The organism is Nonomuraea sp. CA-218870 (assembly GCF_050936535.1).
In the GTDB taxonomy this organism is placed as follows: domain Bacteria; phylum Actinomycetota; class Actinomycetes; order Streptosporangiales; family Streptosporangiaceae; genus Nonomuraea; species Nonomuraea corallina.
In genome coordinates, this window is the sequence record NZ_JBNJMN010000001.1 from 270,558 (window position 1) to 291,317 (window position 20,760).

Consider the following 20,760-nt stretch of genomic DNA (forward strand, 5'->3'; position numbering starts at 1 on the left):
TTGGAGAAGAATCACGACCTGAAAGTCTTTGCCGCATCGGCGCTCGCGGAGGCGGACCCGGAGTAAGGCTGAGCTGCCTCCTTGTCGATCGCGACCTCGTAGAACGCGTCGGCGAGTGCCACGATGATCCCTTTGATCGCAGGCCCGTCGGTGAAGAAGTAGTCAGCCATGGTGTTGTGCGCCTCCTGGTTGTCGGCGACGGCCTCGGTGACGGCGGACTGGAAGTCCTGCGACTCCCTGAACTGCTTCTTCGAGTTCACCCGGGTCTGCTGGACCAGGTCCGGGTGGACGAGCAGTCGCTGCACCAGCCCCTGCACGAACTCCCGGATCTGGGACTCGACGAACGACTCGGCGCCGAAGAGGTCGTTCATCTTGTCGATGACGACCTGGAGCGCGACGTACTTCGGCTCCTTCTTGGTGCCGGTGCCTGCTGCGCTGATCCCCTTCAGCTCGCCGTCTCCGGTGAGCGAGATGTCGATGGCGATTGCCTTGGTGTGCTTCACACCGACCAGGACCACGTCCGAAAGGTCGACCTCCGCGCTCCACGAGGACTCCGCGATGACCTTCTCCAGAAGCCGGAGGAAGATCGAGAGCATCTCCATGTACGGGTCGCCGTAGTCGACGATCTGGCTCATGAAGTCATAGAGCCGCACGTAGGTGGAGACGTCCTTGCGGAAGAGGTCGAGGGTGTTGAGCGTGACCTTGTCCTCGGCCTCGATGGCTGCCGCGTAGCGACGCCGGAAGTCGTGCTGGGCCGGGCTGATCGCCGCCGAGAGCGCGTTGTTGCCCTTGCGGGTGACCCACAGCTCGGCGACCTGGCGGACCTGTTCCTCGGTGTAGATCCCCGCCTGGGCGAGCTTGTTCGCCAGATGTATGACGACGTACGGGTCGGTCTCGGTCTCCAGGGTGGCGTTGGTGAAGTACGGCTCGAAGGCGGCCTTGATGTCGTCGGGCTTGTTGACGAAGTCGATGACGAACGTCTTGGTCTTCTGCTCCCCGCCGGCGGTGCGGTGGGTGCGGTTGAGCCGGGAAAGGGTCTGCACGGCGGTGACCCCGGAGAGCTTCTTGTCGACGTACATCGCCGAGAGCAGCGGCTGGTCGAAGCCGGTTTGGAATTTGTTGGCGACCAGCATGATCTTGTACGTCTCGCCCTTGAACGCCGCGGCCAGATCGGCGCCCGCTCCAGGGTTCATCTTGGCCTCGGTGAACTCGTCGTCCTTCGACGGCGTCGGCCCCCAGTCCTGGCTCCACTCGTCGTTTTCGGTCATCGACACCGACCCGGAGAACGCGACTAAAGTCCGGTAGTTGTACGACGCGTCATTGGCGGCCCGCTTGGCGATGTAGGCGTCGATCGCCTTCTTGTACTTCACCGCGGCCTTGCGCGAGTCGGTGACGACCATCGCCTTCGCCTTGCCCTCCAGCAGGTGGGCCACGTTGGCGTGGAAATGCTCGACGATGATCTGCACCTTCTGACTGATGTTGGTCGGGTGCAGCCGCACCCACCGCATCAGTCCCTTGCGCGCGGCCGACTCCTCGACCTCGCCACCGGCGCCGTTCTCAAGCTTGCCGGCGATCTTCAACGCTGTGTCGTAGGACTGGTAGCCCTTGAGCACGTCGAGGATGTAGCCCTCCTCGATCGCCTGCTTCATCGAGTACAGGTGGAACTCGCGCGGCTTGCCGTCCGCCCCCTTGCGGCCGAACAGCTCCAGGGTCTTGTTCTTCGGGGTCGCGGTGAAGGCGAAGTAGGAGATGTTCTCCGACTCGGCCCGTTCGGTCATCTCCGAGGCCAGAACCGCCTGGACGTCGATCGAGCCGCCGTCCTCGATCTCCTTGATCTCCTCGGCGGTCAGGACCTTTCTCAGCTTCGAGGAGATCTGCCCCGACTGCGAGGAGTGGGCCTCGTCGGCGATGACGGCGAACCGCTTGCCTTTCAGGCCGGAGTCGGCCCGGATCTCATCGAGTGCGTACGGGAAGGTCTGCACCGTCACCGCGATGATCAACTCGCCGTTCTTCAGCGCCTGCGCCAGTAGGCCGGATTTCGACTTCGCACCGGCCTTGCGTACGTCCTCGGGGCTGATCGTCGCGACGATCTTCCCGCTGCCGTCGATCTGCCGGATCGCGTCCTGAAGCTGCCCGTCGAGCACCGTGCGGTCAACGACCACGATGACCGAGTCGAAGACCTTCTTGTCGTTGACGTGCAGGCGGGCGAGTCGGTGGGCCGTCCAGGCGATCGTGTTCGTCTTCCCCGACCCGGCGGAGTGTTCGATCAGGTAACGTCGGCCGACACCCTCCTCAGCCACGGCGGCCACGATGTTCGTGACCGCCTCCCACTGGTGGAACCGGGGGAACAGCATGCTCGTACGGCGCACCGACGTGCCGTTCGCGACGTCCCACTCCTCCTTGGTCTCCACGATCATCAGCCGGCCGATGATGTTGAGCCAGGTGTGCTTCTCCCAGACCCGCTCCCACAGGTATGCCGTCGCCGACCTCCCGTTCGCGCCAGGCGGGTTCCCGGCGCCGTTGTCGAAGCCGGTGTCGAACGGTAGGAAGTGCGTCTTATCGCCCTCCTGCTCCAGCCTGGTCGTCATCGCAGCCCGGTCGTTGGAGACCGCGAAATGGACCAGCGCCCGATGCCCGAACGACAGCAGCGGCTCGCGCCGACCGTTGGTCAGCGGGTTGCGGTGCTTCTGGTACTGCTGGATCGCCTCGTTCAGCGACTGGGTGAAGTCGGTCTTCAGTTCTGCTGTCGCTACCGGGAGCCCGTTGACGAAGAACACCAGGTCGATGCTGCGCTGGTCGGCGGTCGAGAAGTGCACCTGCCGCATCACCCGCACCCGCATCGCCGCATACTCGGCGTTCGTCGTCGCGTTCAGCGTCGTCTCGGGCCGGAACTGCGCCATCTTCAACCGGCCACCGCCGATGTACTGCACTCCGGTACGCAGGATGTTGAGCATCCCGCCGCCGTGCTCCAGTGGCTTGTCGAGCGCCGTGGTCAGCACATCGAGGAACTTCGCCTGCGACCCAGCCGCCTTTAACGCCTTCTCGTACGAAGACTTCTGGGTCGCCTCCAGCCACGTGAACAGGTCCTCGGGGAACAGCGCCCGCTCACGGTCGTAGCCTGTGTCGTTGGCCGAGTACAGCCAGCCATGGGCCGCGAGGTACTCGCAGATTTCGGCCTCGAAGACGACCTCGTTGTGGTCAGCCATCACGCCACCTCACGCACGTCGATCTGACCTGTCACCGCCGCCGTGATCAGCGCGGAGCGGCGCTCACGGGCGAGTTCGATGAACCGCCCTGTCTCCGCGATGAGCTGATCAATCTTGGCGGTCTCACCGTCCAAATGCGCGACGACGCGGCGCTGCTCATCCACAGGAGGCAGCGGCATCGGGAGGTTCACGATGTCGGACTGGCTGATATTGAGCATCGAGTGGCTCGCGCCGGTCGCCTCCAATTCGATCAGATCACGCCACCTGCGGCTTCCGAGCACTGCCGCTACAAACCGCGAATCGGCTCGGCTCTTATCGAGCGAGAAGGCGTAGAGCTTGTCACACAACATGAGCCGTGGGAAGTCGCCCTCGACCACTGCCGCACTCCCGACCAGTTCGCGGGTGTTGGCGCGCGACACGATGAGGTCACCTTGAGTTACGACAATATCCGTGCGCGGGACCTCGTCTTCCGGCAACTCCTTGTTCTCCATCGGACGGAAGCGACCGCCGTTTGCCGCTCCAGCCTTGAGAACGGCCCACGTCTCGACACCATCAGCTGGCCACGAGTAGCACTGCGGGCTCCACCCCTGCCGAACCGATCGAATGATGTGCTTCAGTCGCGCCCCACGGGTAGCGACGATGGATACCGCTTCCTCGACCACCGCTAGGCGACGCTCGCGGAGCATCTCGATCAGGCGCTGCTGCTCCTCGATGAGCGTGTCGATGCGGGCGGTTTCGCGGTCGAGGTAGTCGGCGATGGCGCGCTGTTGTGCGACTGACCCGAAAGGCGCGGTCATTGACAACAGATCATTGATGTTGAGTCGAGGTGTCCTGACGTTTCCGGCCTCGGTTCCACCGATTCCACGAACCAGACTGGACATAGTCGCCACGGTTGCTTCGCTCGTCAGGAAATGGTTCAACCAGCGAGCGTCCACCTCCGGAGCCACCTGCAGCACCGCGTAGTCCGGGCTGACGATCCCATCCTCGCCAGCGATGCCAAGAGCACCCTGGAATGCGCGCATCCGGTTGATGACCAGGTTGCCCGCTCGACAGACCTTGTAGTTGGACAGGTTCTCGGATGCGGCTCTTGTCGTGGTGTCGGACGCCTCCCGACGTCGTACTCCCCAACTGATCGAAACTGATAGAAGGGGAAGTTCCTCCGCCGCCGCTCCAGCGCGAACGTCGGATTCCGAAAGCAACCACTTGAGGCGGACCGCGTCGGTCATCCCTCAACCTCCCGCAGCAGGTCAAGAATCTTGGCAACCTGCTTCTCCAGGTCAGCGTCGATCTCGGCAAGCGGTCGGGGCGGGACGTACTTGTAGAAGTGGCGGGTGAAGGGGATTTCGTAGCCGAGTCTGATCTTGGCCCAGTCGATCCAGGCGTCGGGCACGTGCGGCTTCACCTCGGTGTCAAAGTACGCCTGGATGACCTCGGTCTGGGCCGCGGCGCCGGCGGTCGAGCCGCCGTAGGTGAAGGGCACGTTCTCGGTGTCGCGCTTCTTGGAGTCGGGCTTCGGCTTCCCCTTGCGGTCGACGACCGGCTTGCCGTCCTCCTCCAGCAGGGGACGCTCGACGGTGATGTTCCAGTAGCCGAACTCGTCGTTGCGCAGCACCTTCGAGCAGTCGGGGTCGGCGTCGGTGAAGTCGGCGTACAGCTGGACGACCTTGGCTCGGTCTGCGTCGCTGATCTCGCGGCCCTTGCTGCCGAGGTTCTTGCGCATTTTGGTCCAGAACGACGTGCCGTCGATGAGCTGGACCAGGCCCTTGCGGTCGGGGTGCTTGGTGTTGTCGAGGATCCAGATGTAGGTGGCGATGCCGGTGTTGAAGAACATGTTGGTCGGCAACGCGACGATCGCATCGACCAGATCGTTCTCCAGCAGCCACTTGCGGATGTTGGAGGGGCCGGACTCGGCGGCGCCGTTGAAGAGCGGCGAGCCGTTCATGACGATCCCGGCCCGGCCGCCGCCGTCCTCGGGGGCGCGCATCTTATGCGCCAGGTGCAGCAGGAACAGCATCTGCCCGTCCGAGGTGGCAGGCAGGCCCGGCGCGAACCGACCGTACGGGCCAGCCTCGTCACGCTCCTTGGTGACGGCCTTGGCGTACTGCTTCCAGTCGACGCCGTACGGCGGGTTGGACATACAGAAGTCGAACTTGCGGTCCTTGAAGGCGTCGTCGGTGAGCGTGTTGCCGAAGGCGATGTTGGACGCGTCGTGGCCCTTGGCGAGCAGGTCGGACTTGCAGATCGCGTACGACTGGGGGTTGTACTCCTGGCCGTACAGGCTCAGCCGAGCGTCCGGGTTCTGCGCGAGCAGGTGCTCCTCGGCCATGGCGAGCATGCCGCCGGTGCCGGCGGTGGGATCGTAGAGCGTGCGGACGATGCCCGACTCGGTCAGGGCGGCGTCCTTCTCGGCGAAGAGCAGGTCGACCAGCAGCCGGATCGCGTCACGCGGCGTGTAGTGGTCACCGGAGGTCTCGTTCGCGGCCTCGTTGAACTTGCGGATGATGTACTCGAACGCGTCCCCCATGTCGGCGTTGGACACGACATCGGGGTGCAGATCGACGGCGCCGAAGGACTTCACGACCTCGCGCAGGAGACCGGCCTTCTCCAGCGCGATGATCTCCTTCTTGAAGTCGAAGTACTCGAACACGTCGACATCGGCGGAGAACCGGTCGATGTAGTCGACGAGGTTGTCCGCGAGCCCGTCCGCGTCCTGCAGAAGGTTGGCGAAGCTGTACTCCGAGGTGTTGTAGAACGGCCGGCCAGTCTTCTTCTTGACCTCGACCTGGAGCCGGTTCGGGTTCTCGTATACCGCGGCCAGGTCTCGGACGGTCTCGCGGTCCGGCTCCAGGATGCAGTCGAGACGCCGAAGGATCGTGAACGGGAGGATCACGTTCCCGTACTGGTTGGGGCGGTAGGGACCCCGAAGCTGGTCGGCGATCGACCAGATGAAACTACCGAGCGTGCTCACAAGGCTCCTCACAGGAATCACTCGACGTGCCTGGCTTCTCCGGCCCGCTGGAGTGGTCGCGCCCCCGCGCGGCAACGCACGTCCGCTGACGGAGCGGCATGAAGCCATCTTCGCGCACGCCGGCCTCCTGCGTACGCGGGAAGTCAGGTGGAATCGCAGACCCGCCCGCACTTGCCGCCCGCCACGTCGGGCCCGACATGACCCATGTGCCGACAGCGGACATCTCGCGGGTGCCCGGTCATTCTCGCGGCTCGTTGACGCAGCGCAGCACCGGATAGGTGGTCAGCGCCTCCGGGTCGAGGGGCTGGTCCGTGGTGATGTGGAAGGTGGTTTCCTCGCCTGGCAGCAGGGTCACCAGCATGGCGTCCACCGAGGCCGCCGGGTCCAGCCGGTCCGGGAACAGGGCCAGCTCGCGCAGCAGGGTGCGGGCCGTCACGGTGACGCGGTAGCCGCCCTCGACCGGCTCGGCGCGGGCGTCGTAGTCGGCGGGGGCGAAGGCGACGGCGGTGTCCTCAGCGAAGAAGGAGACCAGGCGCGCATCTCCAAGCTGAACGGTCAGCAGCTCGGCGGTCGGGTCGTCGGGGTCGCCGACGGCGGCGGGCAGCGCCACCCTGACCACCGACCGGGTGGCCGCCTCGACCGGGACGGCCTCCTTGGCCAGCGGTCGACCGCTGAGGCTCTGCCGAGTCAGGACCAGCTCGCCCAGCCACGGCTCGTCGCCGTCGTTGACCACGGCCACCTCGTCGCCCTGCACGGTGAGGAGCCGGTCGGCGTAGAGGCGGCGCAGCGCGTACCACAGGGGTTTGCGCCTGCCGTCGCCGTCGATCGCCGACCAGGAGGTGACCGGCCAGCAGTCGTTGAGCTGCCAGACGATCGTGCCCATGCAGTACGGCATCAGCGCGCGGAACCGCTCGACGCCGAAGGTGATGGCGCGGGCCTGGTTGAGCTGGGTCAGGTAGTGCCAGTCGTCGAACGAAACCGGCGCGGGCAGGTGGTCGCCGAGGCCGCGCAGCAGTTTGCCGTTGCCGTCGTCGGCCTTCTGGTGGTGCAGCACGAGCGGCGCGTCGGCGGCCAGTTCGCCGGAGACGGCGCGGCGGAGCGTGGCGTACGCGGGCGGCCCCTGGAAGCCGAACTCGGCCACGAACCGCGGTGTGTAGGTCGCGTAGTGGCGGTAGTCCTCGCGGTTCCAGACGTCCCAGATGTGGATGGTGCCGGTGGACGGGTCCTGCGGCGGGGCGGCGGGGTCGGCCGAGAACGGGCTGCCCGGGATGTACGGGCGGGTCGGGTCCAGCTCGGCCACGATCGACGGCAGCAGGTGGTGGTAGAAGCCGCCGCCCCAGCTGCGGTTGTCCAGCTCGGCCTGCCAGCCCCAGTCGGCGTGCCCCTCCAGGTTCTCGTTGTTGCCGCACCACAGCACCAGGCTGGGATGGGCGGAGAGCCGGGTCACGTGCTCACGCGCCTCGGCGGCCACCTCCGAACGGAACGGCTCCTCCTCCGGGTAGGCGGCGCAGGCGAACGGGAAGTCCTGCCACACCAGCAGCCCGAGCTCGTCGGCCAGGTCGTAGAAGTCGTCGCTCTCGTACAGCCCTCCGCCCCATACGCGCAGCAGGTTGACGCCCGCGCCGGCGGCCTGGCCGAAGCGGGCGGCGAGCCGGTCGCGGGTGACGCGGGAGGAGAAGCAGTCGTCGGGGATCCAGTTGACGCCGCGGACGAACACCGGCGTGCCGTTGACGGTCAGCCGGAACGCGTCCTCGTCCAGTTCGATAGAACGGAACCCGATCTTCCCGGTCCACGAGGAGTCCCCGAGGCGCACGGCCAGCTCGTAGCGGTGCTGGTCGCCGTACCCGCGGGGCCACCACAGCCGCGGCGAGGGCACGGTCAACGGCACGACGGCCGAACGCTGACCGGCGGCGAGCCGCACCTCCGCCGTCACCCCGGCCACCGAGGCGGTCAGGGTGAGCGGCGCCTCGGTGGCGCGTTCGACCGTAACGTGCACGTCCACCCGGCCGGAGCCGTCGGCGAGCGGGCGGACCGAGGCCAGGCGGGCGCCGCTCCAGCTCTCCAGCCCGATCGGCCGCCAGATGCCGGCGGTGACCAGCGCCGGTCCCCAGTCCCAGCCGAAGTTGCAGGCCATCTTGCGGATGAACGCGTACGGCGCCTCGTACGCGCCGGGGCGGAACCCGAGCGCGGCCCGCCGCTCCTCCGCGTACTCCAGCGCCGGGCCGAAGGTGACGGTGAGCGTGTTCCCGCCCTCGCGCAGCAGGTGCCGCACCGGGAACCGGTAGGAGCGGTGCTGGTTGGCGGTGGCGGCGACGCGCACCCCGTTCAGGGTGATCTCCGCGACCGTGTCCAGCCCCGCGCACACCAGGTCGGTGCGCTCGTGCTCGTCGCCCGACCAGGAGAACACGGTGGTGTACGTCCACGCGGTGCGGCCGATCCAGCCGAGCCGGTTCTCGTTGTCGTCCAGGTACGGGTCGTCGATGAGACCGGCGGCGAGCAGGTCGGTGTGCACGCAACCCGGCACCGTGGCGGGCACGTCACCCGATGAGCCCGACAGGACCCAGCCGTCGTGCAGCGGGCGGTACGACGTCACGTGGGTTCTCCCCGGCACTCGTCGAGCCTGGCGCAGGCCACGAAGTGGCCGGGCCCGGCCTCGGCCAGGCCGCCGGTCGCGCCGCGTTCGTGGTACGGGCACGTCTCCACCGGCGCGGCGTCCTCCCATGGGGCGTGCAGCCGGGGCACGGACGACAGGAGCTGCCTGGTGTAGGGGTGCAGCGGGTTGTCGAACACCTGGTGCGTCGGCCCCATCTCGACGACCGCGCCGTCGCGCAGCACCACCGTGCGCTCGGCCAGGTAGTGGCCGAGCGACAGGTCGTGCGTCACGTACAGCACGCTCAGCCCGCGGCCCTTGAGCTCGGCGAGCAGGTTGAGCACGTCGATGCGGGTGGAGGCGTCCAGCATGCTGGTGATCTCGTCGGCGATGAGCAGCTTGAGGTCGAGCAGCAGCGCCCTGGCGATCAGCAGGCGCTGCAGCTGACCGCCGCTGAGCTGGTGCGGGAACTTGCCGAGGACCTCGCGCGGGTTGAGCCGCACGTCCTCGACGGCCGCGCGGACGCGGTCGGCCCACTCCGTCTCCGGGACCGACGGGTAGTAGCTGTCCTTGATCAGCCGGAACACCCGGTCGGCCTTGAAGACCGGGTTGTAGCAGCTGAACGGGTCCTGGAAGACGCCCTGGACGGTCCGGTAGTACTCCTTGCCGGGCTTGACGGGGACGCCGTCCACGGTGATGGAGCCGCCGGTCATCGGGATCAGGCCGAGGATCATCTTGCCGATCGTGCTCTTCCCGCTGCCGCTCTCGCCGATGAGGGAGACGACCTCACCGGCCCGCACCTCGAAGCTCACGGCGTCCACGGCCGTCAGCGTCCGCCCGCCGAAGGTCCCGACCTTGTAGACCTTGGTGACGTTCTCGACTTTCAGCATCAGACCTTCCAGCACGCGGCGAAGTGGTTGGGCTCGATCTCTGTCACCGGCGGCTCCTCGGCGCACTCGTCGCCGGCCAGCGGGCAGCGGTCGCGGAAGCGGCAGCCGCTGGGCGGGTCGAGCAGCGACGGCGGGCTGCCGGGGATGCCGGTCAGCTTGCGGTCGGCGTGGCGGACGCCGATCTCCGGCAGCGAGTTGATCAGCAGTCTCGTGTACGGGTGCCTCGGCGCTTTGATCAGCTTCTCCGCGGGCGCCTTCTCCGCCAGTTTGCCCGCGTACATCACCATGATCGTGTCGGCGATGTGCGAGGTCAGCGCCAGGTCGTGGGTGATGAAGAGCATGCTCTTGACGTAGCCGCCGTCACGGAACCCGAGCAGCGCCCTGGCCACCGCCTTCTGGGTGGACACGTCCAGCGCCGAGGTGACCTCGTCGGCGATCAGCAGGGCCGGGTCGAGCAGCGTGGAGATGACCATCACCATGCGCTGCTTCTGGCCGCCGGACAGCTCGATCGGGTAGCGGTCGAGCACCTCGCGCGGCAGTCCCACCAGGCCGATCCGGCTCTCCAGCTCCTTCCTGTCGAGCGGCACGCCGCGCGAGCGGAGCAGTTCGCCCACCATCTTGCCGATGCGGCGGGTCGGGTTCATCGCGCTCATCGAGTACTGCGGGATGAGCGAGATCTCGTGGAAGCGGAAGGCGTTCATCGCCCGGTCGTCGCCGATCGGCAGCTCGCGGCCGTCCAGTTCGACGGTCCCGCCGACGTGCCGCATCCGGCCGTCCATGCGGATGAGGCTCTTGCCCAGCGTGGTCTTGCCGCAGCCGGACTCGCCCGCGAGGCCGAGTATCTCGCCGTCGTCCATGGTGAAGGAGACCCCGTCGAGCGCCTTCACATCGCCTCTGAGGGTCCTGTAGTGCACCCTCAGGTCACTGACCCGCAGACTCATGTCTCCCTCAGTTTCGGGTTGAAGACCTCGTCGAGGCCGACGTTCGCCACGTACAGGGCGCCGACGACGGCGGTGATGGCCGCTCCCGGCGGCACGAACCACCACCACAGGCCGAGCTGGAGCGCGCTCCACTGGGTCGCGTTCTGCAGCATCAGCCCGAGCGAGACGCCCTCCGTGGGGCCGAGCCCGATGAAGTCGAGCGAGGCGGCGATCAGCACCGAACTGCCGAACAGCAGGATGAACGTCATGAACAGGTAGCTGCTCATGTTCGGCGCGATCTCCCTGGCGATGATCCTGGGCGTGCCGACCCCGCTCAGCCTGGCCAGGTCGACGAAGTCCCTGGACCGCAGCGAGAACGTCTGCGCCCGGATCGCCCGCGCCGCCCACGGCCAGGAGGTGAGGCCGATGAGCAGAGCCTGCATGCCGACGCTGCGGATGCCGAGGTAGGCGTTGATGATCAGCAGCACGGCCAGGGTCGGGATGACCAGCACGATGTTGGTGAGCATGTTGAGCACCTCGTCCACCATCCCGCCCCGGTAGCCGGCGGTGAACCCGACCACCATCGCGATCACCGCGGCGATCCCGCCGCCGATCGCCCCGGCCAGGAACGTGGTCCGCAGCCCGTACACGAACTGGGTGAAGACGTCCTGGCCCTGCATGGTCGTCCCGAACCAGTGCTCCGACGAGGGCGGCAGCATCGCCGCGGCCACGTACTCGTTGGGCGCGTCCACGCTCCAGATGACCGGCCCGAACAGGGCGACCAGCGCGAGCACGAGCACGATGGAGAAACCGATGACCAGCTTCGGGTTCCGTACGGCGAAGTGGAGCGCCTCGCGGCGCACCACGCGCTCCTCCGTGGGCAGTGCCGTCGTGGGGGCCGTGGTCATGCCTGCGCTCCCGCCATCCCGGTGCGCGTGCGCGGGTCGATCAGCACGTACACGATGTCGATGATGAAGTTGGCCACCAGCACCCCGATCACGATGAACATGAACGAGCCCTGGAGCAGGAAGAAGTCCTGGTTCTGGATCGCCTTGAGGATCAGGCTGCCGATCCCCGGATAGGAGAAGACGATCTCGGTGACGAGCGCGCCCGCGACCAGCACGCCGAGCTGCAGCGCCAGGCCGGTGATCTGGGGCAGGATCGCGTTGCGGTAGGCGTAGCGGCGGATCAGCCTGGCCGGCGCGCCGAGCGCCGCCAGGTAGGTGGAGTAGTCCGACTCCAGCTCATAGATGATCATGTTGCGCATGCCGATCGCCCACCCGCCGAGCGCCACCAGGAACAGCGACAGGAACGGCAGCGCCCAGTGGTGCAGCAGATCCTGGAAGAACGTCCAGGACCAGCTCGGCGTGAGCGAGAAGCTGTAGCCGCCGGCCACCGGGAACCACCCGGCCACCACGCCGAGCCCCCAGGCCAGCAGCACGGCCAGCCACATGTACGGGGTCGCGGTGAGGACGTAGCCCACCGGCAGCACGGTGTTGTCCAGCAGCTTCCTGCGCGCGGCGAACGCGCCGAACCGGTTGCCCACCCAGTAGCTGAGCAGCACCGCCGGGATCATCAACCCCAGCGTGTACGGGACCGCGCCCAGGATCAAGTCGGCCACCGGCGTCGGGAACACGTAGATGCTGAGCCCGAAGTCGCCCCGGAACAGCGCGGCCCAGAAGTTCAGGTACTGCTGCCAGATCGGCTCGTCGAAGCCGAAGAGGTTGGTGTAGTAGGCCCGCATCGCCTCGACGGCCTCGGGCTGCGAGACCCGGGCCCTGGCCAGCATGCTCGCGACGGGGTCTCCGGGCATGAAGCGCGGGATCACCCAGTTGACCGTGACGGCGGCCACGAAGGTCAGGCCGTAGATGAACAGTTTCCTGCCGAAGTATTGGCGCACGAGGTCTCCCCACAGGGCCCCCTCCGGCCTGAACGGGCAGGCGGAGGGGGCGCCGATGTGTCAGGTCAGCCGGCCGCCGGCTGGAGCTGCGTCAGCATCTCGAAGCCGCCGAGCTCCAACCAGTTGCGCCACATCGCGGGCGCGTGCTTGGGAGCTCCGCCCGCCGCGGAGGGCCAGTTCTTCCAGGTGGTGTTGCTGGACTGGGCCCACAGGCCGTTGTACCAGAGCGGGATGATCGGCATCTCGTCCATGTGGATCTTCTGGAGCTTGGAGGTGATCTCCTTCATGCCCGCGATGTCGTCCGTCTTGACCCGGTTGAGCTGCTGGACCAGCCCCCAGGCCTCCTTGTTCTCGTAACGCCCGTAGTTGACGGTGTTCTGCACCTTCCGGATGGGGAGCTGGAAGATGTAGTCGTAGTAGGTCCACGGGCTGCTGGACAGCTGGCGCTCGTTGTTGATGAGCAGGTCGAAGTCGCCCTTGCCGCGCTTGGCCACCAGGGCGTTGAAGTCGGGGAACTGGGGAGTGACCTCGATGCCGGCCGCCTTGGCGCTGGAGGAGATGACCCGGGCCGCCTCCATCCAGTCGGTCCAGCCGGTCGGCACCTCGATGGTCAGGTTGATCTTCGAGCCGTCCTTGTTCTCCACCAGCCCGTCGCCGTCACGGTCGCGGTAGCCGGCGTCGGCCAGCATCTTCTTCGCCTCGTCGGTGCTGAAGGAGAACCCGTCGGAGCTCACCACGCCCTGGTCGACGAACTGGTCCCACTGCGGCAGCAGGCCGGTCGGGTTGGCCGCCTGGACCAGGTTGCCGTAGACGCCTTCGACGATCTTCTTGACGTCCACCGAGGCGGCCAGCGCCTTGCGGAAGGCCGGGTCGTTCATCGGCTTCTTGGTGGTGTTGGGCACCATCCAGGCCGTGTTGGCCGACAGCATGTACGGCGGCTTGTCGTAGTAAGAGGTGATCCCGAAGTTGCCGTCGATCAGGTTGGACACGCCGGGCAGGAAGTTGTTGCTGAGGTCCAGGCCCTTCTGCAGCAGCATGCCCATGGCGACCTCGTTGCTGGGGGTGGCCACGTCCACGATGTAGCGGGGCTTGGGCTCCATGCCGAGCGCGGTCTTGCCCCACCAGTCGTCGCGCCTGACCAGAACCACGCGGTCCTGGTCGTGGCTCTGGAACTTGTAGGCGCCGCTGCCGACGGGGTTCTCGTTGACGCCGTTGAGCACGTCCTCCTCGGAGCGGCCGGCCCACAGGTGCTCGGGGACGATCGAGCGGCTGTAGAGGTTGAAGTCCCACTCCTGGTAGTTGGCCTCGGAGAAGGTGAAGCGGACCGTCTGGTCGTCGACCGCCTCCACGTTCTCCAGCCAGTCCCAGATGTTGTGGAACGGGATCGCCTCCATCTTGCCGAGACCGTAGGAGAACGCCACGTCCTTGGCGGTCAGCGGCTTGCCGTCGGCCCAGGTGACGCCCTGGCGGATCTTGACCTCGTACGTCTTGTCGTCCGTCCAGGAGCCGCTCTCTGCGATCCAGGACACGAGCTTGGCCTGGGTGGGGTCGTAGTGGAAGAGCGTCTCGTACACCAGGCCCTTGGTGCCGGTGGCGGAGTCCCACTCGCGGATCGGGTTGAAGTTGGCCGGCGGGCCCCACTGGACGCCGGTCGTGTACAGCGTCTCGTTGCGGGGCAGCCCGCCGGCGTCGGCCTGCGCGGGCGCGCTGCCCGCCTGGGAGGTCTGGGGTGTCGGCGCGGCGGTGCCGCCGCCGCCGGTACAGGCGGTTGCCAGCGTGCCCGCCGCGAGGAGCGGTATCAGGATTCGCGCCCGGGTCTGCATCAGAGTTCTCCTTCCCCCGCCGAGGCGGAGGGTCGCGTGAGTCCAACCCCCGAGGTCGGCGGCCCGGGACACCTACGCCGCCGCAGAGCCGGCACGCGTCGTGGGAGCGCTCCCGAAACGGCGCTGACGGCTTGTCACTGAACCGGATAAGTACCGCGAAGGTAAAATCGTCGTGACGATCGAGTCAAGGGCCGTGACGACTTTGAGATGCGGCTTTCGGAAACCCGGTTAAGTCGAGGGAGCGCTCCCATGGCCGGATTCGCAGGTGCGCGCCGCTCCTGCCGGTAGTAAGGTGCGACTGCGGAGGTGCCTAACCGGTTCATCACAGGGAGCTCGGCGTGAAGCGACCGACGATCGCCGACATCGCCCGCAGGGCGGGGGTGTCCAAGGTGGCCGTCTCCTACGCGCTCAACGACCGCCCCGGCGTGTCACCGGCGAAACGCGCGGCGATCAAGGCCATCGCCGAGGAGATCGGCTGGCGGCCCAACAGCGCCGCCCGCGCGCTCAACGGCGCCCGCGCCCGCTCCGTCGGCCTCACGCTGTGCAGGCCCGCCCGCATCCTCGGCGTCGAGCCGTTCTTCATGGAGCTGATCAGCGGCATCGAGACCGAGCTGTCGGCCCGCTCCTACGCGCTCATGCTCCAGGTCGTCACCAGCCCCGAGCAGGAGACCGAGGTCTACCGCCGCTGGTGGGGCGAGGGCCGGGTCGACGGCGCCATCCTCGTCGACCTGCGCTTCTCCGACCCCCGCGTCACGGCGCTGGACGAGCTCGGCATGCCCGCCGTCGTCGTCGGCCACCCGTCCGCCGCCGGCGCACTCACCCCCGTCTGGTCCGACGACGCCGCCGCCGTCCGCGAGACCGTCGAGTACCTGCACGCCCTCGGCCACCGGCGCGTCGCCCGCGTCGCCGGGCTGCCCGACCTGGCCCACACGGTCCTGCGCGACCAGGCGTTCACCGCCGCCTGCCGGGAGCTCGGCCTCGACCAGCACACGATCATGCACACCGACTACACCGGCGAGGAGGGCGCCCACGCCACCCGGCGGCTGGTGAGCGCCGCCACCCGCCCCACCGCGATCGTCTACGACAACGACATCATGGCCGTCGCGGGCATGTCGGCGGCCGACGAGCTGCGGCTCCGCGTGCCGGCCGACCTGTCGATCGTGGCCTGGGACGACTCGCCGCTCTCGCAGGTCGTCCGGCCCGCGCTCAGCGCCCTCACCAGGGACATCCCCGCCTACGGGGCGCACGCCGCCCGCGCGCTGCTGGCGCTGATCGCGGGAGAGGCGGTGGCGGCCGTCCAGGACCAGGCGCCCCGCCTGGTCCCCCGCGGCAGCACCGCCCCTCCCCCGGTCTCCTGATCGCGGAGCCCCGTACGTCAGTTCCAGTCGTCGATCTTGACGTCGTGCGGGTCCGGCGCGCCCTTGCCGGTCTCGATCAGCGCCTTGAGGCTCATCAGGAAGAGCGCCCACTTGGTGCTGCAGTGGTGCGTGAACTCCACCGCCTCCTTCCAGCCCGCGTGCTTGAAGAGCACCACGGTGTAGTCGCCGGCCTGGGCGAGGTCCCAGCTCACGTGGGTGCCGAGCCACTCCGGCGGCCCGTCGACCACCTCCCACAGCACGCGCCTGCCCGGGTCGAGGTCGAGGACCTTCATGTCGAACCCGCCGGCGCCGAACCGGAACCGGAGCACGCCGCCCACGTCGCCGCCCGAGCCGTGGGTGTCGGTCGTCCACCAGCCGGCGAGCCCTTCGACGGTGGTCAAGGCCGCGTAGACCTCGGCCGCCGGTGCGGTGATGCCCACCCTGTGCAGGATGTCCACCATGGTGATCTCCTCACTGTCGATGATCGTGCCGGTCCTGGTCACGCTGGATCGCCTCGGCGATCGCCTTGATGCGCCGCAGCCTGGCGTCCCACGCCGCCCCCACCGAGGACAGCTGGGCGACCGCGCGGGCCAGCTGCGCCTCGTCCACGCGGTAGCGCCTCTCCCGCCCGATGGGCGACGCGCGCACCAGGCCGGCGCGGTCGAGCACGCCGAGATGCTTGGCGACGGCCTGTCGCGTCACGGGCAGCCGGGCGCTGAGGCTCGTGGCGGTGCCGCCCCCCTCCGCGAGGAGCAGATCGAGCATCCGCCGACGGGTCGGGTCCCCGATCGCGGACCACAGGTCGTCGTCGACGGCGGCGCTCATGAGGAGGACACCAGCCGCCCGAGGTACTCCCCCAGCCGGGGGATGAAGGTGTCCCAGCCGGCGGTGTTCTCCTGGTAGCGCTCCGCCAGCTTGGCCGCCTCCCAGCCCATCTCCCGGAACCCGGTCTCGACGAACCGGATCCTGGTGCCGGTCCCCGACGGGATGAGCTCGAAGGTGACCAGCAGGGAGTCGGCGGAGTCGTCCGCCTTCCCGCCGGAATGACACCAGCGGAACGAGAACAGCCGGGGCGGCTCGGCCCGCACGACGGCGATCGGGGAGACGTTGACCCTGTCGCCCCAGACGAGCTCGCCGACGGCGCCGGGAACGGGCTCGAAGTCGGCGTCGTCGGTCCACCACCGCGAGAGGTGTTCGGGACGGCTGACGACCTCGTAGACCACCTCGGGCGAGGCGTCGACGTGGATCTCGCGTTCGATGCTGCCGTATTCCATGCCGGTCCTCCATGCGCAACTTTCGGTTGCACGTCACCCTAGCCCATCGATCACCTGTTCGCAACCAAAGGTTGCACGTGACATCCGCCTGACTGATTCACTTTTTTGATCATGTGAAAGCACACGTCCCGATAAAGTCCTGTTACGACAGTGACATTGCGCGTTTCCGGACGAGAGGGATGCCACGTGAGTGAGGAGTTCCGGCTCACCGTCGAGGCCTTAGCCAAGGAGTACAACCAGCGAACCGCCGGGTTACGGAAGGCCTACGGACAGCTGTCGGAGCTGACGGCCACCGCCGAGTCCCGGGACGGCATGGTGCGGGTGACCGTGGGGCCGCGCGGCCAGGTGACGTCCATCAAGCTGGACCCCCGCGTGTACCGCAAGCTCTCCCCGTCAGAACTCGCCCAGGCGATCCTGAACCAGATCGGCGCCGCCGGCCGCCAGGTCACCGACCGTACGAAGGAGCTCATGAAGCCCTTCATGCCGGACGACCTCCCTCTGGAGGACCTCTTCGGCGAAGGGGCCGGCTTCGAGTCGCTCCTGCCCCAGCCGTTGAAGCTGCCGGGACTGGACACCCGTGGGTAACAGCCGGCTCCAGGGCTACCACGCCGTCTTCCAGGAACTGCGCACACGTGCCGCGCGCGCCGACTCCGACGCCGAGCGCCTGCGGGAGTTGCAGCGGGACCTGATGAGGGTCTTCGACGAGGTGGGCAATCCTCTCGGGGACGACCAGTACGGCGCCGCGCTCCATGGAGGCCATCACAAGAGGCGGCAGGACCTCCGCGACGCCTTCACCTCCTGCGTACGGGAGGTCGAGCAGCTGCGCGACGGGCTGCGGGAGAACGCGAAGAACTACGAGAACGCCGAGCACCCGCGGGGCGGGTGAGCTCCGGTGGGGTTCGACGGGTCCCTCGTGCCCGACTGGGCCAAACCGTACGTCGACTACACCATCGCCATGGACTGGCCCGAATCAGCCGAGGACGACTGTTTCCGGCTCGCGGACGCCTGCGCCGCCACCGCCCGGACCATCCTGATCGACCAGGGCATCGCCGTCCACACCCGGCCGGGCGACGACTGGAACGGTGACGCGCTCGAACAGTTCCTCCAGCACGTCCAAGGCGTATCCGACCCGACGCTCAAAACCCTCGCCGAACGCCTCGTCACGGCCGCGCTGCAGTACAACGACCTCGGCGTCCAGGTCCAGTACACCAAACGGATGATCGAGGTCTCCGTCTGGTTCATGATCTTCCAGCTCGCCTGGCTCCTGGCCGCCACCGGAACCTGGGGACCGCTCTCCCTCTCCCTGGCGAACTCCCGGGTGCAGCTCACCCGCCTGGCCATCGCCCAGCTCCGCAAGCGCCTGCTGACCGACATCGCTCTCTTCAGCGGCCCCATGACCGACACGGACCCGGCCCCGCGGGAGGAGCTCGACTGGGAGCAGATCATGAGGGCGGGCGGTACGGGAGACCTGCTGGGCGGATTCCTGACCGCCTTCACCGGCCTGGTGCCGTCCGGGGCGATCGAGGGCCCCATGGGCAGGCCGGGGCCGGTCGGCGGGGCCCCCGGCCTGATCGCGTCGGCCGGCGGGGAACCGCTCGACCGGGACCGGCTGCTGGAGAGCCTCACCGCCGATCCTGTTCACGACGCCGCCCCCACCGCCGATCCCGTTGACGACGGCGGTCCCGCGGCCGGCGACGGCTCGCCGGGGCTGCCCCAGCACCCCGGCGGCCCTTACCCGGCCGTCCCCTTCTGGCTGACGCAGGGAGCTCCCGCGCGCTCGCCCGCCCCGGCGCCCACCCGGCGCGGCTCCACCGCACCTGTCCCGCCGCCGGCCCCGCGCGGCTCCGGCGCGGTCGTCCCGTCGCCCGGAGCCGAAGCCGCCACCACCCCGGTCAGACCACGGAAGCCGCCCGGGCCGGGCTCCATCGACGCCCTGCTCAACGCCTCTTGGCCGGCGGACCATGCCAGGCCCGCCGGCCGGGCGCCCGGCCCGTTCCGGATCCTCGGCAACCCCGGCCTGCCGGGTGGCGGTCACGTGATCGGAGCCCCGGGCATCTACGGCGCCGCGGGCGTGCTGATCAGGAGCGTCGACGGCGCCGGCGTGGCGCGCCACCTGCTCGTCCAGCAGGGCGAGGCCGCCGCCGAAGCGGGGACGTGGCGGTTGCCGGGCGGGGCACTCCACAGCCGCGAGCAGCCCGTGAACGCGGCCGCCCGCGAGCTGAGCGAGCAGCTCGGGGTCGACCAGAGCCTTCTCGACGAGCTCCGGCTCTACGGCGGCCATCCGGTCCAGCCGTACGGAACCGGCTGGACGTACACCCACCTGGCCGCCGAAGGTCCGATGTTCACGCCGAGGCTCGACTCGTTCGAGATCCGCGACGCCAGGTGGTTCACTCTCGACGAGCTCGACCGGCTGGCGAACCGGGGCCGTCTCCATCCCTTCCTGGCCGAGGCCCTGCCCGACGTGCTCTCCCTGTACCACGGCGGGCGGAGCCTCACGGCGACCCCCGCGCAGCCGTGGGGTCCTGTCCGGTCCGGGCTCGTCCCGCACGGGCCGGACCCGTCTCTCTCGCGGACCCTGCACCGGACGCCGTCGGGTTCCTTCTACGTGGCGGCCGCCCCGCACGTCCCCCTGGACGCGCCGTTCGGCACCCGCGCCGTCAGCCCTTCCTTCGGGGAGGCGGTCTGGTCCCCTGTCGTGGCGGAGCTGTCACCGGCTGAGCTGGCGGCGGTGCGCCACTACGCCGGAAACGGACATCGCGGCGTCAACCGCTACCTTCGCCGGGCCGACCCCGGTCATCCGGGCTCCGCCTCGCTCCCGGCGCCTCGCGCCCCACGCCTCCTCAGCGCCAGGATCGAGGCGCTGAACGAGGTCCTGCGCCGCCGGCCGGTGCCGGAGAGCATCGACGTGTTCCGCAGGCTGCACTCCCGCTCCCGCCCCTTCACCGTGCCCGTCGAACACCTCCCGGGGACCGTGCAACGAGACCCGGCGTTCCTCCCCACGACCATCGGCGACCGGGCCGTGGGCGGGTACGCCGTCATGCTGTGCCTGCGCGTGCCCGCCGGCACCCCCGCCTTCTATCTGCCCCTGCTCAGCGGCTCCTCCGGGCAGGAACTGCTGCTGGGCAGCGGTCTGTCCTGGTATGTGGAGGACGTGCTGCGGAAGGACGGCAAGTGGCACGTCTACGGGTGGGTGCTGCCGCCTGAGGACTCCGGCGGCTGAGACGGGGGCGAGGGCGTCGTCGCTACGGGGAAGGGGTGGTTACTCGCCCGTGAGGCCGTCGACGGACTCGCGGATGAGGTCGGCGTGGCCGTTGTGGCGGGCGTACTCCTCGATCATGTGGCACAGGATCCAGCGCAGGGTGGTCGGGGCGCCACCGGGCCCTCTGCCGAGGGCGAGCTGACCCGCGTCGCCGTGGGCCAGTGCCTTGTCGACCAGGGTGCGGGAGCGGGCCACCGTGTCCTCCCAGAGTTGCCTGAGCTGCTCGGGGGTGTCGTCGGCCGCCGAGTGCCAGTCCCAGTCGGAGTCGGCCTTCCAGTCGACCGTGTCCCAGGGCGGCTGCTGGCTCTGGCCGTGCAGGCAGACGGAGAACCAGTGGTCCTCCACGTAGGCCAGATGCTTGATCATTCCGCCGAGGGTCATCGACGAGGCGGCCACGGTCGTGTTCAGGGCGGCCGCGTCCAGCCCCGAACACTTCCACGCGAACGTGGCCCGCAGGAATTCGAGGAAGCCGAGGAGGGTGCTGGTCTCGTCGCCGTCGAGAGGAGGTTCCGGCCGGCCTTGATCATCTATTTGGGTCATGGTCGGTGAGTCTAGGGCCGATTTGTCCACAG

General features: G+C 68.4%; 17 protein-coding genes. 4 read left to right on the forward strand and 13 right to left on the reverse strand.

Annotated features, from left to right (window positions below; translation table 11 throughout):
• Nucleotides 1-11: 11 nt before the first annotated feature.
• The 9 genes from ACQEUU_RS01300 to ACQEUU_RS01340 form a co-directional block, all read right to left on the reverse strand.
• Nucleotides 12-3,206, reverse strand: coding sequence for a type I restriction endonuclease subunit R (locus ACQEUU_RS01300; RefSeq protein ID WP_433059085.1), 3,195 nt, complete (start codon nt 3,204-3,206; stop codon nt 12-14).
• Nucleotides 3,206-4,432, reverse strand: coding sequence for a hypothetical protein (locus ACQEUU_RS01305; RefSeq protein WP_433059087.1), 1,227 nt, complete (start codon nt 4,430-4,432; stop codon nt 3,206-3,208). Before ACQEUU_RS01305 ends, ACQEUU_RS01300 begins: the two co-directional genes overlap by 1 nt.
• Nucleotides 4,429-6,174 (reverse strand): N-6 DNA methylase, encoded by a 1,746-nt coding sequence (locus ACQEUU_RS01310; RefSeq protein ID WP_433059090.1) that lies wholly within the window; start codon nt 6,172-6,174, stop codon nt 4,429-4,431. Before ACQEUU_RS01310 ends, ACQEUU_RS01305 begins: the two co-directional genes overlap by 4 nt.
• Before the next feature lie 238 nt (nt 6,175-6,412).
• Nucleotides 6,413-8,767: a glycoside hydrolase family 2 protein gene (locus tag ACQEUU_RS01315; RefSeq protein ID WP_433059093.1), complete on the reverse strand. Its 2,355-nt coding sequence runs from the start codon at nt 8,765-8,767 to the stop codon at nt 6,413-6,415.
• The gene (locus ACQEUU_RS01320; RefSeq protein ID WP_433059096.1) at nt 8,764-9,654 is read right to left on the reverse strand and encodes an ATP-binding cassette domain-containing protein; all 891 of its coding nucleotides are present in this window, start codon (nt 9,652-9,654) and stop codon (nt 8,764-8,766) included. The genes ACQEUU_RS01315 and ACQEUU_RS01320 overlap by 4 nt, the downstream gene beginning before the upstream one ends.
• Nucleotides 9,654-10,595, reverse strand: coding sequence for an ABC transporter ATP-binding protein (locus ACQEUU_RS01325; protein WP_270153122.1), 942 nt, complete (start codon nt 10,593-10,595; stop codon nt 9,654-9,656). Before ACQEUU_RS01325 ends, ACQEUU_RS01320 begins: the two co-directional genes overlap by 1 nt.
• Nucleotides 10,592-11,482, reverse strand: a complete 891-nt coding sequence (locus tag ACQEUU_RS01330; protein WP_433059100.1) for an ABC transporter permease — start codon at nt 11,480-11,482, stop codon at nt 10,592-10,594. Before ACQEUU_RS01330 ends, ACQEUU_RS01325 begins: the two co-directional genes overlap by 4 nt.
• Nucleotides 11,479-12,474: an ABC transporter permease gene (locus tag ACQEUU_RS01335; RefSeq protein ID WP_433059103.1), complete on the reverse strand. Its 996-nt coding sequence runs from the start codon at nt 12,472-12,474 to the stop codon at nt 11,479-11,481. The genes ACQEUU_RS01330 and ACQEUU_RS01335 overlap by 4 nt, the downstream gene beginning before the upstream one ends.
• Nucleotides 12,475-12,539: 65 nt before the next feature.
• Complete coding sequence (locus ACQEUU_RS01340; RefSeq protein ID WP_433059106.1) at nt 12,540-14,297, reverse strand: ABC transporter substrate-binding protein; 1,758 nt, start codon at nt 14,295-14,297, stop codon at nt 12,540-12,542.
• 338 nt (nt 14,298-14,635) lie between these two features.
• On the opposite strand from ACQEUU_RS01340, the gene ACQEUU_RS01345 reads away from it, so the two are divergent.
• Entirely contained in the window at nt 14,636-15,655 is a 1,020-nt protein-coding gene (locus ACQEUU_RS01345) for a LacI family DNA-binding transcriptional regulator (RefSeq protein ID WP_433059109.1), read from the forward strand.
• A 17-nt stretch (nt 15,656-15,672) separates the two neighbouring features.
• Here ACQEUU_RS01345 and ACQEUU_RS01350 read toward each other — a convergent pair whose 3' ends face one another.
• The 3 genes from ACQEUU_RS01350 to ACQEUU_RS01360 are packed head-to-tail and all read right to left on the reverse strand — an operon-like array spanning nt 15,673 to nt 16,929.
• Nucleotides 15,673-16,158, reverse strand: coding sequence for an SRPBCC family protein (locus tag ACQEUU_RS01350; protein WP_433059112.1), 486 nt, complete (start codon nt 16,156-16,158; stop codon nt 15,673-15,675).
• Nucleotides 16,127-16,480, reverse strand: a complete 354-nt coding sequence (locus ACQEUU_RS01355) for an ArsR/SmtB family transcription factor (RefSeq protein WP_433059115.1) — start codon at nt 16,478-16,480, stop codon at nt 16,127-16,129. Before ACQEUU_RS01355 ends, ACQEUU_RS01350 begins: the two co-directional genes overlap by 32 nt.
• Nucleotides 16,477-16,929 carry an SRPBCC domain-containing protein gene (locus tag ACQEUU_RS01360; RefSeq protein WP_433059118.1) on the reverse strand — a complete coding sequence of 151 codons (453 nt, stop codon included), beginning with the start codon at nt 16,927-16,929 and terminating at the stop codon, nt 16,477-16,479. The genes ACQEUU_RS01355 and ACQEUU_RS01360 overlap by 4 nt, the downstream gene beginning before the upstream one ends.
• 186 nt (nt 16,930-17,115) lie before the next feature.
• On the opposite strand from ACQEUU_RS01360, the gene ACQEUU_RS01365 reads away from it, so the two are divergent.
• The 3 genes from ACQEUU_RS01365 to ACQEUU_RS01375 are packed head-to-tail and all read left to right on the forward strand — an operon-like array spanning nt 17,116 to nt 20,149.
• Entirely contained in the window at nt 17,116-17,514 is a 399-nt protein-coding gene (locus ACQEUU_RS01365) for a YbaB/EbfC family nucleoid-associated protein (RefSeq protein ID WP_433059120.1), read from the forward strand.
• Nucleotides 17,507-17,815 (forward strand): hypothetical protein, encoded by a 309-nt coding sequence (locus ACQEUU_RS01370; RefSeq protein ID WP_433059123.1) that lies wholly within the window; start codon nt 17,507-17,509, stop codon nt 17,813-17,815. Before ACQEUU_RS01365 ends, ACQEUU_RS01370 begins: the two co-directional genes overlap by 8 nt.
• Before the next feature lie 6 nt (nt 17,816-17,821).
• Nucleotides 17,822-20,149, forward strand: coding sequence for an NUDIX domain-containing protein (locus tag ACQEUU_RS01375; RefSeq protein ID WP_433059125.1), 2,328 nt, complete (start codon nt 17,822-17,824; stop codon nt 20,147-20,149).
• 39 nt (nt 20,150-20,188) lie between these two features.
• On the opposite strand, the gene ACQEUU_RS01380 is transcribed toward ACQEUU_RS01375, so the two are convergent.
• Nucleotides 20,189-20,728 (reverse strand): DinB family protein, encoded by a 540-nt coding sequence (locus tag ACQEUU_RS01380; protein WP_433059128.1) that lies wholly within the window; start codon nt 20,726-20,728, stop codon nt 20,189-20,191.
• Nucleotides 20,729-20,760: the final 32 nt, after the last annotated feature.